We start from the raw sequence: 15,268 nt of genomic DNA, 5'->3' as shown, positions 1-15,268 counted from the left end.
TAGTTAATGGTTAAAATAGCTTGTTTGATTTTAAAATTTTTGCTTTTCTAACCCCCTGAAGCAAACGTTTTACTAGTATTCAGCACCGACGCTCTAAGCGTCACTAACCAGGAGTTTTATGTTCCCGTTTTCAACTGCAGAGCGCGACACCAGCCTGGGAGCAAACCTGACTGACGATGGCTGCTCTTTCGGTTTGTGGGCTCCGCGTGCTGAAAAAGTGGAACTGGCGCTAGTCGATGAAGACGGCAGCCAGCGCATTTTCGAAATGCAACCCAGCGGTGGAAGCTGGAATATCTTCATACCTGGAGTTAAAGCTAAACAACGATACGGTTTCAGAGTCCATGGGCAATGGGCCCCCGACAGGGGAATGAGGTCTAACCTCCATAAGCTGCTTTTAGATCCGTTGGCTAAGGCCATCACTGCAGGGATCGATTATTCAGGACCAATTTTCGATCACGCTAAAGAGTCTTATTACGTACCCGACGTGAAAGATTCGGCTGCTTACGTGCCTCTATCTGTAGTGGTCGAACCCACAAAGCCGGCTAGGCCGATCAAAAATCGAAAGGCTCTCAGCGATTCAGTCATTTACGAATTGCATGTCAGGGGATTCACGAAGCTACACCCTGCCGTGCCAGAGCATTTAAGAGGTAGCTACGCAGGGCTCGCCTACCCCGCCGTGACCGACTACTTAAAGAGCATCGGCGTAACAGCAGTTGAGCTACTTCCCGTCCACCATTTCATCAGCGAGCCGTTCCTGATTCGACGCGGTTTAGTCAACTACTGGGGTTACAACCCAATCGGCTTTTTCGCGCCGCACTCCGGGTACTGCTCTGTTGGCTCTCTCGGCGAGCAGGTCAGCGAATTCAAAGCAATGGTCTCAGCTCTTCACGACGCTGGCATCGAAGTGATTATCGACGTTGTCTACAACCACACTGGCGAGGGCGGCATCGACGGTCCAACACTTTGCTATCGCGGGATCGATCATCAGGGCTACTACCGGCTCACCCCTGATCTTCGCAGCGACTACGACGTCACGGGGTGCGGAAATTCGATCAACACTTCGAACGATGACGTATTAGAGCTGATCATTTCCTCGATGCGCTATTGGGTCCAGGAAATGGGCGTTGACGGTTTTAGATTCGATCTTGCTCCGGAACTGATCCGAGACAAGCACCATAATGTGGACTTAGCCCACCCATTCAAGCAAATCATCGATTCGGATCCGATCCTGAGCGATATAAAAATGATCGCAGAGCCGTGGGACGTCGGCCCTGACGGTTATCAGATTGGAGCTTGGGGAAGCCGCTGGAGCGAGTGGAATGATCAATACCGTTCGCAGATCCGCGATTATTGGCGGGGCTATAACAACGGCGTCGGACAGCTTGCCACCAGGCTTTCCGGATCATCCGATATTTTCAACCAAAACGGTAGACCTTCGAGCGCCTCGATCAACTTCGTGACGGCCCACGATGGCTTCACGATGCGTGATCTGACGACTTACAACAACAAGCACAATAAGCGCAACGGCGAGAAGAATCATGACGGTTCCAACGACAACCGTTCGTGCAACTATGGGGTCGAGGGCGAAACAGACATTCCAGAAATCAACGAGCTTCGCACTCGCCAAGTCCGTAATATGCTCGCCACGCTAATGCTCTCTCGAGGCGTTCCAATGGTTACCGCTGGCGACGAATTCGGACGTACGCAGATGGGCAACAACAATGCGTATTGCCAAGATTCACCTATCGGATGGGTCAATTGGGAAAGCGACCCAGAGTGGGCACACATTCGTGATGTGATGGCTAAGCTAGCTCAAATCCGAGCTGATTCTGGTTTAATCCGTAACCAAAGGTTCCTTGGTCACGACGAAATCAAAGACAGCGAAGGACGAGGTCTTGGTAGATACGAGTTGGCTTGGCTAACTGAATCAGGGACCGAGATGAACATGGACGACTGGCACGACAAGAGCCGCAAGATTCTCGGCATGTACATGTCCGATGCTGATAATGCCGAACTGATTTGGTATCACAACGGCACTGAACCACTCGAAGTAACTCTTCCGGACGATTCGTGGGGGAAAAAATTCAGTATCGAACTGCACACAGGCTTGGATGAAGAGTTCGCCGAGAAAGAGTTCTCTTCAGGTGAGATTTTCGTTATGCCTGCAAGGACTGTCGTTTATATGAAAGTTTCTGTAGACGACAAGCAACAATGCGCCTAAATCGGCGCTTTCTAAGCGCTACAAGAATAATTTCATCCAGCTAACACTGGCAATTGTTCACTTTAGGATCAACTCTCGGATACCGTTTGTTACGTGAACAAAAACATTGGATTCGGCCGTATTCCAGTTGGTCAGGTAGAGCCCGTTATTGAGCACGGCGCTTACCCCTCTAAGGCGACAGTTAACGAAGCTATCCCCATTAGGGCTCGTATCATTCGAGAAGGACACGATGAGGTCGCCGCTGATGTGATCCTCATCGCACCAAGCGGAAAGCAGATCCGCCAGCCACTCCCCCAGGTATGGCCTGAAGGACTAGACATTTTCGAGGCTTGGGTTCGCCTAGATGAAATTGGCGAATGGAATTTTTACATCGAGGGCTACGGCGACGCCTGGCACACCTGGCACCACAATGCGGAAATCAAACTTCCGATCGACCAGGATGTCGAGCTGGTGTGTTTGGAGGGTCAAGAACTTTTTAAGCCAGCCATAAAGAACGCTAAGAGTGCCGGCGACGATAAAGCAGCGCAGCTTATCGCCGAGGTAGCGGCAAAGTTAAAGCCTGAAAACGATCACAAAGAACTTGCCCGCTTGGTAGATGGCAAAGAGATCGACGAGGCGATGAGTCTCTACGCTCCTCGCCAGTTTGCAACGCCAACACAAAAGTTCCCGATTCGTGTCGAACGCAAGAGGGCGTTATACGGAAGCTGGTACGAGTTTTTCCCTCGTTCGCAGGGCGCCTACCAGGACGAGTCCGGTAAATGGCACTCGGGGACTCTGAAAGAATCTGAAAAAATGCTCGAGCGCATCGCAGAACTGAAGTTCGATGTCGCTTATATCACCCCGATTCATCCGGTTGGGTCCACTTTCAAGAAGGGCCCTAACAACTCTCTAGATGCCACTGAAGAAGATCCCGGTTCGCCTTGGGCAATTGGCTCTCCTGCAGGCGGGCACGACGCTATTCACCCTGATTTGGGAACCATTGAGGATTTCGATTCGTTCACCGCTAAAGCAAAGTCTCTTGGCCTTGAGGTCGCACTAGACTTCGCCTTGCAGTGTTCTCCGGATCACCCATGGGTTAAAGAACACCCGGAGTGGTTCACCATCCGTCCCGATGGCACTATCGCATACGCAGAAAACCCACCCAAGAAATATCAGGATATCTATCCGATCAACTTTGACAATGATCCCGAAGGGATCTTCAAGGAAGTATTACGGCTAGTCCGATTCTGGATCGACCACGGCGTGACGATATTTCGCGTCGATAACCCGCACACCAAGCCTCTTCTTTTCTGGGAAAAGCTGATCGCAGAGGTCAACAAGAAGAATCCCGAGATTGTGTTCCTAGCGGAAGCTTTCAGCCGCCCAGTAGTGATGGGCAATCTTGGCAAGGTCGGTTTCCAGCAGAGCTACACATACTTCACCTGGCGCACTTCCAAGAAGGAACTCGGCTCCTACTTGATGGAGGTCGCACATGAGACGGCCGACTTCATGCGGCCTAACATGTTCGTGAACACACCGGACATCAACCCATGGCAGGTACGTTCTGGAAAGCCAGCAGCTTTCGCGCTTCGCATGATTCTAGCTGCGACGATGTCCCCGTCTTGGGGCGTTTACTCCGGTTACGAACTCTTCGAACACAAGCCGTACCGCCCGGAGATGGAGGTCTACGACCACTCCGAGAAATACGAATACCGCCCGAGGGATTACGAGGCTGAGCCGAATCTAAATGGGTTGATGCTCCAATTGAACGAGATCCGCAGGAAACATCCTGCTCTTCAGCAGCTGCGGCAAGTCGAACTGCTTGAAACGAATAACGATGACATCTTCGCATTCATCAAGAAGGACGGCGACAACGAGATAATCGTTGTAGTCAGCCTTAACGAAAACGAAGCAGTTTCCGGAGAAGTATCAATTCCGGATAGGGCGTTACCACTAGGAAACTACGAGCTAATCGGCGTGCACGATGAGCTCAGCGGTCGAAACTTCGTTTGGGGACGGAAGAATTTCGTGGCTCTCGACCCTGCAAACCCCGCTCACATCCTGGTCGTGCAGCGGACTATTCACTAATTGGAAGGACACGCCAATGCATGACAAGTTTGGCAACCTGACAGGCTGGGATCTTGAAGGATTCCACAGCGGTGGCGACACGGAAGCCTGGCGTAGGCTTGGTTCTCACGTCGTCACGGTCCACGACGACGAACGCGGTGAGCTTCGCGGTACGCGGTTCGCGGTTTGGGCTCCGAACGCCAAGCGCGTTCAGGTTATGGGCGACTTTAACTGGTGGCAGGGCGACGACATGGAACTAATCCCTGGCTCCGGCGTTTGGGGTTTGTGGAAGGAAAACGTTCTCGAGGGCACGCTTTACAAGTACAAAATCCAACACGCAGATGGCACTTGGCAGGAGAAGGTAGACCCGTACGCGCGGTTCGCACAGACTCCCCCAAGCAACGCATCCATCGTTTGGGAAAGTAACTACAAGTGGGGATCTGCTGAAGACGAATGGCTTGAGAAGCGCGCCGAAACAGACATCTACAAGTCTCAGATGTCTGTTTACGAGTTGCATCTTGGCAGTTGGCGCAAAGGCCTTTCGTACCGCGAACTAGCCCATCAGTTGCCTGAGTACGTTAAGTGGCAGGGCTTCACTCATGTCGAATTGATGCCTCCGATGAGCCACCCCTTCACTCCTAGCTGGGGTTACCAGGTAACCGGCTACTATGCTCCGGACTCCAGACTCGGCAACCCGGACGACTTCCGTTATCTGATTGAAAAGCTTCATGAGGCAGGAATCGGCGTAATCATCGATTGGGTTCCAGGGCATTTCCCCAAAGATGACTGGGCTCTTGGCCGCTTCGATGGCACCGCTCTCTACGAGCACTCCGATCCTCGCCAAGGCGAACAGCTGGATTGGGGCACGTACATATTCAACTACGGCCGCAACGAGGTCAAGTCGTTCCTGGTTTCTAATGCTCTCTATTGGGTCCAAGAGTTCCATGCGGATGCTTTGCGAGTAGATGCAGTTGCATCCATGCTTTACCTGGACTACTCCAGACCAGAAGGCGAATGGGTGCCGAATATTCACGGCGGACGTGAGAACCTCGAGGCTATCGATCTGCTTCGCTACGTAAACAAGCATCTTTATGAACGCGAGCCAGGCGTAGTCATGATTGCTGAGGAATCCACCAGCTTCGACGGAGTCACCAAACCCGTTGATTGGGGCGGCTTAGGTTTCGGTTTCAAGTGGAATATGGGCTGGATGAATGACACCCTGCGCTACTTGAACGAAGATCCTATCTATCGTCAATGGCACCACAACGACCTTACCTTCGCTATGGTCTACCAATATTCGGAGAACTTCATCCTGCCCATCAGCCACGACGAAGTCGTGCACGGCAAAGGTTCGATGATCAACAAGATTCCGAACGACGACTGGCAGAAGTTCGCCACGCTTAAGGCTTTCTACACCTACATGTGGAGCTTCCCAGGTAAGCAGTTGCTATTCATGGGCCAAGAGTTCGCTCAGCGATCTGAGTGGAACGAATCAGACAGTCTCGAATGGTGGGTTGACGGTCTTTGGGGACACAACGGCAACCGACAACTTATTCGGACTTTGAACCATCTTCAGGCGGAAAACCCAGCTCTGTATGAGCTCGATTCACAGCCAGAAGGTTTCACTTGGATCAATGCTGATGACAATCAGCGAAACATGATTAGCTATCTGCGTCACAGTTCAGATGGCCAGCACATCGCGTGCATCATCAATTTCTCCCCTAATCCATACGTTGGCTACCCAATTTGGATGCCTTATTCGGGTAAGTGGGTGGAAATTTTGAATACTGATTCCGAGAAATTCGATGGCTTGAATGAATATCTGAACCTCGATCCCATTGAAGCGGTTGCCGGAGATAATGAAGGCGACTGGGCTCATACTAATATCACTGTTCCTCCGCTTGGCGCTGTGTTGCTCAGGTACGAGGGTTAGTTCGTTTAGTTAAAGCGGCCTGCCGAACAAGCGGGCCGCTTTAACTTTGCTGTTTTATATGTCGTCTCAGGGTTAGAACCTTCGATTCTGAAGGACTTTTTTCTGATAGAACCCATGAGATACGGCCAATAGGGCTATCTGATGAGGAAGTTTTAATGCGAAATTCAAAACCTTACGTAATCGCCGTCACAGGCCTTGCGTTATTCGCCATGTTTTTCGGAGCAGGCAATTTAATTTTCCCGGTAATGATTGGCTACCAATCAGGCACGAACGTATTGCCAGCCATCGTCGGTTTTCTACTGACAGGTGTGCTACTTCCTGTCTTCGGTATTATTGGCTCGGCTAGGGAGCCAGACAAAGTCGGGGGCATCGCCGATCGTATTGGTCGGATTCCGGGCAAAGTTTTGTTGATCGCGATTTTTCTTTCGACAGGCGTCTTATATGCGGTTCCGCGTGTGGCTGCGGTTAGCTTCGAGATCGGGATCGCACCACTGATAGGCGATCACCAGCAGCTTGGCCTCCTCATCTACAGTGTAATTTTCTTTGGTCTTTGCTTCTGGCTCACGTTTAACGAAAATCGAGTAGTTGAAAACATCGGAGCTTGGTTGACACCCATCTTGCTTGTCTTCCTCATAATCCTGATCATCAATTGCGTTCTCAGACTCGCTTCGGCACCTCTCGAACCGGACCCAACCTACGTCGATTCGCCAATGCTGACTGGCTTGCTGCAAGGATATTTCACGATGGACGCGCTTGCCGCTCTCGTGTTCGGAATCGTGATTATCACTTCGCTTCGCCGTAACGGATTCGACACTAAAAAGAAGCTGTTCCGCGCTACTGCCCTATCGGGCATCATCGCAGGTGTTTGCCTGGCTCTCGTTTACCTAGGCCTGACCGCAATCGGCACTAGGATTACCGGCAAAGAGTTCGACAATGGTGCATCCGGATTGGCCTATGCGGCTTCGCTGATGTTTGGACGCAGTGGCCAGATAATCTTCGGCCTCATCGCGTTCTTTGCTTGCCTTACAACGGCAGTGGGCCTAATCGGAGCTTCCACCTCCTACTTCAAGACGATGTACCCGAAGGTTCCAAGGAAAACGATGCTCATCATCCACATCGCAATTGCCCTTGTGCTCTCCAACCTGGGCTTAACCATGATTCTGAAAATCGTGGCGCCGTTAAACCAGTTCATTTATCCGGCAGCCATCTGCTTGATCGTCCTTGCTGTGATCGACTGGTTAATTCCAGGGTCGTTCCACTGGACCTACCGCTTGTCGGCTTGGACCGCTGCGTTCATCGCTTTCTTTGATGCCTTGTGGAGTACGAATCTCCCTGTTTTCGAGGGACTCGGTCATTTCCTCAATTCGCTTCCGGGCGGACCACAAAACATGGAATGGGCTCCCTTCACGCTCGTCGCATTGATCATCGGATTGATCATCGATGCAGTTCAAGGACGTCTCACAAGAGCTAATACTCCGGAGGCTGAACTAAGTTCTAACTAATAATTCGAGAAACTAATCGTTAAGGAGAGCGTCCCAGAAGGGGTGCTCTCCTTTTTTATGTGTCTATACCGTCAGGTAGAGGGTATTTTTATGTGCATGAAATATTACGCAGTTGAGTACACCTACCGCAGCGATGCAGACGTGGCCGCGACGCGTCCCGCTCACAGGAAATACCTTGCGAGCCTAAGAGATCAGGGAAAGCTGCTAGGCGGTGGCCCGCTTATCGACGCGGCTGCCAGCGCCCTGCTTATCTTCAAAGCTTCCGATGAAAAGGATTGCGAGGAAATGATCGGGAAAGATCCCATGCAGACAGAAGGCGTCATGGATTACTACTCGATCACAGAGTGGAATCCTGTTACCCGAGACTTTGACGTCGAAAGCTAGAAGAGAGCCAAGCTCAACTCTCGACGGGCCTTCTTAAGATCCTCGTTATTTGGCGGCAAAGTCTCAAACAACTCGAGCAACCGAACACGGATCTTCTCCCGATCATCGCCATAATTGGTTTTGATCAGGCCAAGCAGGCGATCGAAAGCTTTGCCGGCCTGCCCCGTTGCCAATTCGACATCGGCAGCGACGAAGGCCAAACCAATATCCTGGGGGTTAGCATCAGCCTTCTCGATACACTCCGGGTCCACATCGGCAGTTCTGGCTAGCAGGCCAGTTTGGGCCTTACCGGATTTCGCTTCGACGTCCCTTGGATTTGCCTCGATCAGCTTGTCGAATTCTTTTAGGGCTGCCTCGTAATCACCCTTCGCTAGCGCCTCATCGGCGGCTTTGAATCGAGGATCGGTCTGAGGCTCATCATCAGTCTGCTGTCCTGCAGCTGGCTTGGCCCTTCCCGTAATTCCGCTTGCAACTGCCGCCTGCTCGACCTGCTTCATTAAAGCAGCTATATCCTTCTCGTCCCGGGTGCCCTGGAAGAGAGGCATCGCCTGACCACCTAGCAGCGCTACGACGGTCGGAACAGCTTGGATTCGCATCGCTTGGGCAATTTGCGGGTACTTGTCAACGTCTACTTTTGCGAGAAGCCATTTACCTGCAGCCTCATTTGCCAGCTTAGTTAGAACGTTAACTACCCCAGAGCCCGCGGTGTCTCGTGGAGAATGAAAGATCATTATGACCGGGTACCGAACTGACTCGCCGGCCACCCATTCAAGCTCCGCCTCTGTGACGTTCATCGCATAGCTGGATCCCTCGGCTTCGGGGGTGGCCCCAGCAATATTTGATAAATCAACGGCTCCTGGCCGCGAAAAGTTCTTATCGGTCATATTGTCTATTTTGTCATCTATTTCTCGATAACCAATTATTCGAGAAACGCCTGCTGACGAAACTATGCAACCGAGAGAAATTATTCCTAGTTGGAGGCAAGATAATAGTTATGGCTCATCCACGTGCCGGCAAACCGGCTGAAAAAAGCGATTTAATTGATGTAGATGCACTTCTTGCTGCATATTACGATCTAGTTCCAGATGTTTCTAACCCCGACCAGGCGGTAGTTTTCGGCACTTCCGGACACCGTGGTTCGGCGTTTGACGGGGCTTTCAACGAAGCCCATATCACGGCAATCACGGCTGCGATCATCGAATATCGCGCCTCGCAGGGCGTCACTGGCCCGCTCTTCATTGCCAAGGACACTCACGGCCTTTCATTACCCGCTTGGAAGACCGCTATTGAGGTTCTAGTAGCTGCAGGAATCGAAGTCTTCGCTGAGAAGGAGGACGAGTACACGCCTACCCCGGCGCTTTCTCGCGCGATCATTCGCTACAACCGTGAGCACACAGGTGGTCCTCAGGCAGACGGCATAGTTGTTACACCCTCGCACAACCCGCCTCGCGATGGTGGTTTCAAATACAATCCGCCGAATGGTGGACCGGCAGACACCGACGCGACCAGTTGGATAGCAGATCGCGCCAACGAGCTGGTGCCTGACTTCAAAAAGGTCAAGCGTGTTCCTTATGAAAAGGCGGCAAGCAAAGTAAACCGCTTCGACTATCGCAGCAAGTACTGCAAGGAACTCTCCTTGGTCGTCGACATCGATAAGATCAAGTCCTCCGGACTTCGCATCGGCGCCGACCCGATGGGCGGAGCGTCCGCTCAATACTGGGAGTACATCTCCGAGAATCTGTTGCCGAACCTTACCGTTGTGAACCGGGTTATCGACCCAACCTGGTATTTCATGACATTGGACACGGACGGCAAGATCCGAATGGACTGCAGCTCTCCGAACTCGATGGCGTCCCTAGTTCACCAGCGCGACAAATATGACATCGCTACAGGAAACGACGCTGATGCCGATCGGCACGGCATAGTAACTCCAGATGCGGGTTTGATGAATCCAAACCACTACCTAGCGGTGGCCATCGAATACCTGTTCGGGCACCGTCCGGGATGGCCTGTTGACACCAAGATCGGTAAGACGTTGGTGTCCAGCTCGATGATCGACAACGTCGCGAAGGAACTCGGACGAACCCTCGTAGAGGTTCCCGTCGGTTTCAAGTGGTTCGTGCCAGGTCTGATTTCAGGCGAGCTCGGCTTCGGAGGCGAAGAATCCGCGGGTGCATCATTCCTAGAGATGAACGGCAGCACTTGGACGACCGACAAGGACGGAATCATCCTTGATCTCCTCGCAAGTGAGATCACGGCGGTGACAGGAAAGACCCCAAGCCAGCGTTATGCGGAACTTGCCGAAGAATTCGGCGAATATGTCTACCAGCGAATTGACAGCGACGCTAGCCGCGAGGAGAAAGCCCGACTCAAAGCGCTGTCTCCCGAGGACATCAAAGCAACTGAACTGGCTGGAAAGAAAATTACCAACGTCTACACGAACGCTCCGGGTAACGACGCACCGATCGGCGGAATCAAGGTTACGACTGACGAGGGATGGTTTGCCGCACGTCCGTCCGGTACCGAAAATAAATACAAGATTTATGCCGAAAGCTACGTCTCTGAAAACGAGCTTAGTAAGATTCAAGATGCTGCTAAAGAGGTAGTCTCTGAGGCCCTCGAGGGCTAATCAGCTAGGCTTTAAAGCGACAGCTATCGATTTTTGAAAGGAATGCTTCATGGACAACTCTGATCTGTTCACTTGCATTGACCACATCGCTTACGTCTGCCCCGACGCAGAAGAAGCGGCTAAGCACTACACCGAGGTTCTGGGCTTCCACGAACTCCACCGCGAGGTAAACGACGAGCAAGGTGTTTTTGAGATCATGCTCGCTCCCGCTAAGGAACTCACAGAGCACATGACCCAGATTCAGATCATTTCGCCGACGCGTGAAGATGCGACCACTGCTAAGTGGCTGACCAAAAACCGTCCCGGCCTGCACCACATGGCTTGGCGCTGCGACGACATCGAAGCTGTTTCGAAGGTCCTCCGCGAGCGCGAAATGCGTCTGCTCTACGATGAGCCTCGCATCGGCACCGGTGGCTCCAAGATCAACTTCATCCACCCGAAGTCGGGCAAGGGTGTTCTGATCGAGATCGTTCAGCCAGGTTAGTAATCTGAAATAAAAATTGGGCAACGCTTTGAGCGTTGCCCAATTTTTTATGCCTTGTCTATGGCGTAGCTGATGTTTGATAGGTCATTGGCAAAGACGGGCCAGCGATACTGTTCCTCGAATTTTAGAACCCTGCCGGTGTTGGTGAGAACCATCGTAGATGTGAGCGATCCCACGGGTGCAGCGATAATTTTTACTGCCTCGACTTCGCTATACGGCCCAAGTGAGCTAACTATTGCTGCGTCCATGTCTGTGGCAAAAGCAATAGTTTTACCGTCAGAAGCAGAAGATCCAAGATAAACGATCCTGTTACCGGATGCCCAAGCTGCATCTTTAACCGACGTAATTTTTCCGTCTTTCCAGTTAAGCGGTACTTCCCGCCAGCCATCGATCTTCAAGCCATCGACGTTGTTAATCCGGACCATACCGAATAACTGGCCGTATTCGTCGTTAACGACTAAGGCGGCATAAGCATTGTCTTGGCAAACGGATAGAGCGGTAATCTTTCTGCCGCGAAGGGCTATTATCTCTTGGGAGTCAACCGTGCCGTCGCCAGACCTTCTGAAGATGCTCGTTCCTGAAGCTGTATCAGCTAGCCACCACAGATAGTCTCCGGTGAACTGTAAAGAGCTAATGGATTCACCGTCGAAAATTTTTTCAGCCTGCCCTGAATCTTTGCTCAGCCAGATTTGGGAGTCAGAATTTGAGGTGACAGCGATGCTGGAATCATTGGCTGCTACCTGAGAAACAAGAAGTTCTGGAATTCCGTCAAACTGTGGAAGTGGGGTAACCCGTCCCCCATCGTCGATCTCAACTGGCTTCTCTGTTGCTACTCCGACAATTTTGTATGCATCTTGCGTGAGTGGCTTAAGCAGCCCGCAGTCTTTTGCTAACAGTGTTCCAGATTTGCTTCCAGACATTCGTAAATCTAAATCATCAACTTTAATTTTTACGCCTTGAATTCGTTGAAAGTTCGTCAAGGCTGCCAGCAATTGAGCTGCGAGAAGTTCAGCTTGATCGGGAGAAATATCCTGGCTAACTCCTGTTAGGCTAACCCTTGCGATTTTGTCATTGTCTATCCAGGTTTCAGAACTAAGCGATGCATCCTGGGCGTAGTTTTTCACCACTGGTGCAAGCCACTTATTCGGGCCACGCAGAACCGTTTTTACGATCTCATCAAGATTTAAGCGGGCGGCTTGCAGGAAGACTTGCTGAGGAACCACGGAACTCTCATCAAGAGCCACAAAATATGCCTTAACCGGCGCGAAGGATCGTTCGAACCGTTGGGAAGACAGAACGATTCCCGGCATAGGGTTGGAAATTCTGAGCTGCCCGTCAACCTGCTGCAGACGCAGATTAATTGTTACTTCGTGCGGTTTCCTAGATGTATAAAAACCCGAACCGTCTAGGTTGCCGACTTCTTCTAACCGCAAAGAAATAGAATTCGATGGGCCTTGTTCGTAAGTAGACTGCTTCGAATAGACGAGGACGCTGGCTTCCGGATCCCACTGATCAGATGCTTCCGGAGTCAGATACTTCTTTGCCACAGCGTAGTCATCTGCTGAGGATTCCATCGCTGCTAAAAAACCCTCGATAATCATCTGTGCCGAAGCGTCCTGTTCCGGTGGCAGCGGAGCAACATTGATTTTAGGTCTTTGTTCATGCGGTTCTACTCCTTGCAGGTATTCGACCGGACCACTTGTTGGCATTGCCGTGCACCCAACCAAAATAGAACTAAAAACTAAAGCTAAAACGACGGCTATTTTACGCATCGGCGCCTCCGGAATCAGCCGTTTCAGCGCCATTATGAGCTTGCTTTGGCAGGATGAGCGTGAATGAAGCTCCATTGCCGGGACTGCCCCAGACCTCAAGGCTTCCTCCGTGAAGCAGAGCATCTGCTTGGGCAATGGAAAGGCCTAATCCGGTTCCACCAACGGTCCTAGCCCTTGAAGGATTAGCCCGCCAAAAACGGTTAAAAACTTGTTTTAGTTGATCGGCCTCCAGCCCAACACCGTGGTCCGTTACAGTGACTCGGACGTAATCTCCCCGATCTGAACAATCAACTTGCACGGGCTTCTTCTCTCCGTGCTCCAGAGCGTTAGTAAGAAGGTTACGAACAATACGACGGATTCTCCTCGGGTCGCAGTGAGCGACGCAGTCTCCTTCGCTGTTCAGCTCGACTTCGGTTTCCAGCTCGTTACTCAAAGAGGCGACACCTGATATTTCCTCCTCGACAAGTTCACTTAAATTCACGTATTCAAGATAGAGAGCTTCTGCACCTGCATCGAAACGACTAATTTCTAGTAAATCCGAAAGCAGCCTTTCGAATCTTTCTACTTCACTGTGTAACAGTTCTACGGCTCTGTGCTGGAGGGCATCTAGAGAATCCCTGCCCTCGTAGAGCATGTCGACACCCATCCTTAGTGTTGTCAACGGAGTGCGGAGCTCGTGACTAACGTCAGAGACGAATCGCTGCTGCATTGTGGAGAGGTTCTCTAATCTGGCGATCTGGTTTTGAAGCGTGGAAGCCATCGAGTTCATCGACCGGCCTAGATCGGCTATTTCATCGCTGCCGCTTACCTCCAACCGCTCGTTTAGGTTTCCATCAGCGATTCGTTGGGCGACATTTCTAGCCTCGACAACTGGGCTAGCTATGCTCTTAGAAATTAGCCACATGGTCGCTGCGAGTGCGAAGAGGAGAATCAGCCCTACCGAGTACAATGCCTGCCTCACAACGCTTAATGTTTGAATCTCTCTTGTCAGCGGAAAAAGAAAGTAAACGGGAAATTCCTTGCCATCAGCAGACTGAAGATTGCTACCAATCACAATTCCGGGGACGCCGGTATCGTCGTCATAAAGGATTTCCGTAGAGGTAATCCACTGACCGGTGCCGCCTTTGGAGACTTCCGTTTTCAACTCCTCCGGAACGCTTTCGGGCAGTACCCCGCTGAAAAGATATACGCTCAGGCCGGCTTCCAAGACGATTGAATACTGGCTTGGTTCAGAACCGATCTGCTGCGCGACGCTGCTTAAGCGCTCGAATATTGAGTCGCTAGCCAGATCCATTCCCAAGATTTCATTTTGCATTCTTGATAATGCCGCTGCGGCCTCTATCTGGCTGTTTTGCCGTTTGCCTTCAAGGACTCCATCCGTGACCTGATCAGTGACAAGTAGACCAGCTATGACGCTGATAAAAACACTCGTTAGAACGGTTGAAATGACTACTCGGGCCATCGAGGAGGACTGCCACAGCCTGCCAAGGGTGGTTTTAGGCAGTCTGAAAAACGAAAAATCAGGTTTGAGAAGTCTCACCGGCCCGGTACCCAACTCCACGAACGGTTACGACGATCACTGGATTTTCCGGATCTATCTCGATCTTTGAACGGAGCCTCTGCACGTGCACATTGACTAGCCTGGTGTCTGCCGCATTTCGATAGCCCCACACGTCTTCGAGAAGTTTCTGACGACTAAGCACCTGCATCGGATTGCTCGCCAAAGCAACCAGCAAGTCGAATTCGAGGGGGGTCAGATTAATCTGCTCTTCTCCCCTAAAAACGGTGTGACTCATAGTGCTGATTTCAAGGTCACCGATTCGAAGAATGTCCCTAGAAGCGTCAGAGTTATCGCGCAACCTTGCCCGAATCCTCGCTAGCAGCTCCTTAATTTTGAAAGGTTTAGAAACGTAGTCATCTGCCCCAGCCTTAAGGCCTCTTACGACGTCGTTGGTCTCATTTCGGGCAGTAAGCATGATGATAGGGACACCGCTTTCGGATCGGATCTCCCTACACACTTCAATGCCATCCTTGCCCGGGAGCATTATGTCGAGAAGAACTATCTGCGGCGAATGTTCTCTAAAAACAGCTACCGCCTTGCTTCCGTCAGCGCACCAAATAGTGCTGAAGTCTTCCTGACGCAAAACTAATTCGAGCATTTCGGCAAGCGCAGCATCATCGTCGACGATCAAAACTTCAGGTCGCGTTTCCCCTAACTGACCCATTTTTCCTGCTTCCGTACAACTGATAGAGCTTGCCTCGACTTCTTTCAAACGGCTACTTAATCCTAGCCAGTT

The 15,268-nt window shown here is 51.4% G+C and carries 11 protein-coding genes; 7 read left to right on the top strand and 4 right to left on the bottom strand.

Features of this window, described 5'->3' with window-relative positions; all coding sequences use genetic code 11:
* The first annotated feature begins 118 nt into the window (after positions 1 to 118).
* The 5 genes from glgX (at position 119) to G556_RS0108405 (ending at position 8,086) form a co-directional block, all read left to right on the top strand.
* Positions 119 to 2,221 carry a glycogen debranching protein GlgX gene (gene glgX / locus G556_RS0108425; protein ID WP_028822458.1) on the top strand — a complete coding sequence of 701 codons (2,103 nt, stop codon included), beginning with the start codon at positions 119 to 121 and terminating at the stop codon, positions 2,219 to 2,221.
* Between the two features lie 93 nt (positions 2,222 to 2,314).
* Positions 2,315 to 4,288: a maltotransferase domain-containing protein gene (locus G556_RS0108420; protein WP_028822457.1), complete on the top strand. Its 1,974-nt coding sequence runs from the start codon at positions 2,315 to 2,317 to the stop codon at positions 4,286 to 4,288.
* Between the two features lie 16 nt (positions 4,289 to 4,304).
* Positions 4,305 to 6,200, top strand: a complete 1,896-nt coding sequence (glgB, locus tag G556_RS0108415; RefSeq protein ID WP_028822456.1) for a 1,4-alpha-glucan branching protein GlgB — start codon at positions 4,305 to 4,307, stop codon at positions 6,198 to 6,200.
* Positions 6,201 to 6,355: 155 nt separating this feature from the next.
* Positions 6,356 to 7,702 carry a branched-chain amino acid transport system II carrier protein gene (gene brnQ / locus G556_RS0108410; RefSeq protein WP_028822455.1) on the top strand — a complete coding sequence of 449 codons (1,347 nt, stop codon included), beginning with the start codon at positions 6,356 to 6,358 and terminating at the stop codon, positions 7,700 to 7,702.
* A 90-nt stretch (positions 7,703 to 7,792) separates the two neighbouring features.
* Positions 7,793 to 8,086, top strand: a complete 294-nt coding sequence (locus G556_RS0108405) for a YciI family protein (protein WP_162139774.1) — start codon at positions 7,793 to 7,795, stop codon at positions 8,084 to 8,086.
* On the opposite strand, the gene G556_RS0108400 is transcribed toward G556_RS0108405, so the two are convergent.
* A complete protein-coding gene (locus G556_RS0108400) occupies positions 8,083 to 8,970 on the bottom strand; it encodes a tetratricopeptide repeat protein (protein WP_028822453.1) in 888 nt (295 codons plus the stop codon). The two genes, G556_RS0108405 and G556_RS0108400, sit on opposite strands and share 4 nt — an antisense overlap.
* Before the next feature lie 110 nt (positions 8,971 to 9,080).
* Here G556_RS0108400 and pgm point away from each other — a divergent pair, with 110 nt between their 5' ends.
* Positions 9,081 to 10,715 carry a phosphoglucomutase (alpha-D-glucose-1,6-bisphosphate-dependent) gene (gene pgm, locus G556_RS0108395; RefSeq protein WP_028822452.1) on the top strand — a complete coding sequence of 545 codons (1,635 nt, stop codon included), beginning with the start codon at positions 9,081 to 9,083 and terminating at the stop codon, positions 10,713 to 10,715.
* A gap of 49 nt (positions 10,716 to 10,764) precedes the next feature.
* On the top strand, positions 10,765 to 11,199 hold the full coding sequence (gene mce / locus G556_RS0108390) for a methylmalonyl-CoA epimerase (RefSeq protein ID WP_028822451.1): 435 nt from the start codon (positions 10,765 to 10,767) through the stop codon (positions 11,197 to 11,199).
* A gap of 47 nt (positions 11,200 to 11,246) precedes the next feature.
* Here mce and G556_RS0108385 read toward each other — a convergent pair whose 3' ends face one another.
* From G556_RS0108385 to mtrA, 3 genes are read right to left on the bottom strand one after another with little or no spacing between them, the layout of a single operon-like run.
* Complete coding sequence (locus G556_RS0108385) at positions 11,247 to 13,004, bottom strand: LpqB family beta-propeller domain-containing protein (RefSeq protein ID WP_162139773.1); 1,758 nt, start codon at positions 13,002 to 13,004, stop codon at positions 11,247 to 11,249.
* Positions 12,964 to 14,511, bottom strand: coding sequence for an MtrAB system histidine kinase MtrB (gene mtrB / locus G556_RS10735; RefSeq protein WP_162139772.1), 1,548 nt, complete (start codon positions 14,509 to 14,511; stop codon positions 12,964 to 12,966). The genes G556_RS0108385 and mtrB overlap by 41 nt, the downstream gene beginning before the upstream one ends.
* On the bottom strand, positions 14,492 to 15,196 hold the full coding sequence (gene mtrA / locus G556_RS0108375) for an MtrAB system response regulator MtrA (protein ID WP_028822449.1): 705 nt from the start codon (positions 15,194 to 15,196) through the stop codon (positions 14,492 to 14,494). The genes mtrB and mtrA overlap by 20 nt, the downstream gene beginning before the upstream one ends.
* Positions 15,197 to 15,268 lie beyond the last annotated feature (72 nt).

The organism is Propionimicrobium lymphophilum DSM 4903 (genome assembly GCF_000423485.1).
Taxonomy (GTDB): Bacteria; Actinomycetota; Actinomycetes; order Propionibacteriales; family Propionibacteriaceae; genus Propionimicrobium; species Propionimicrobium lymphophilum.
The sequence above is the reverse complement of the archived record's forward strand: the minus strand, read 5'-3'. Positions and strand labels throughout refer to the sequence as shown.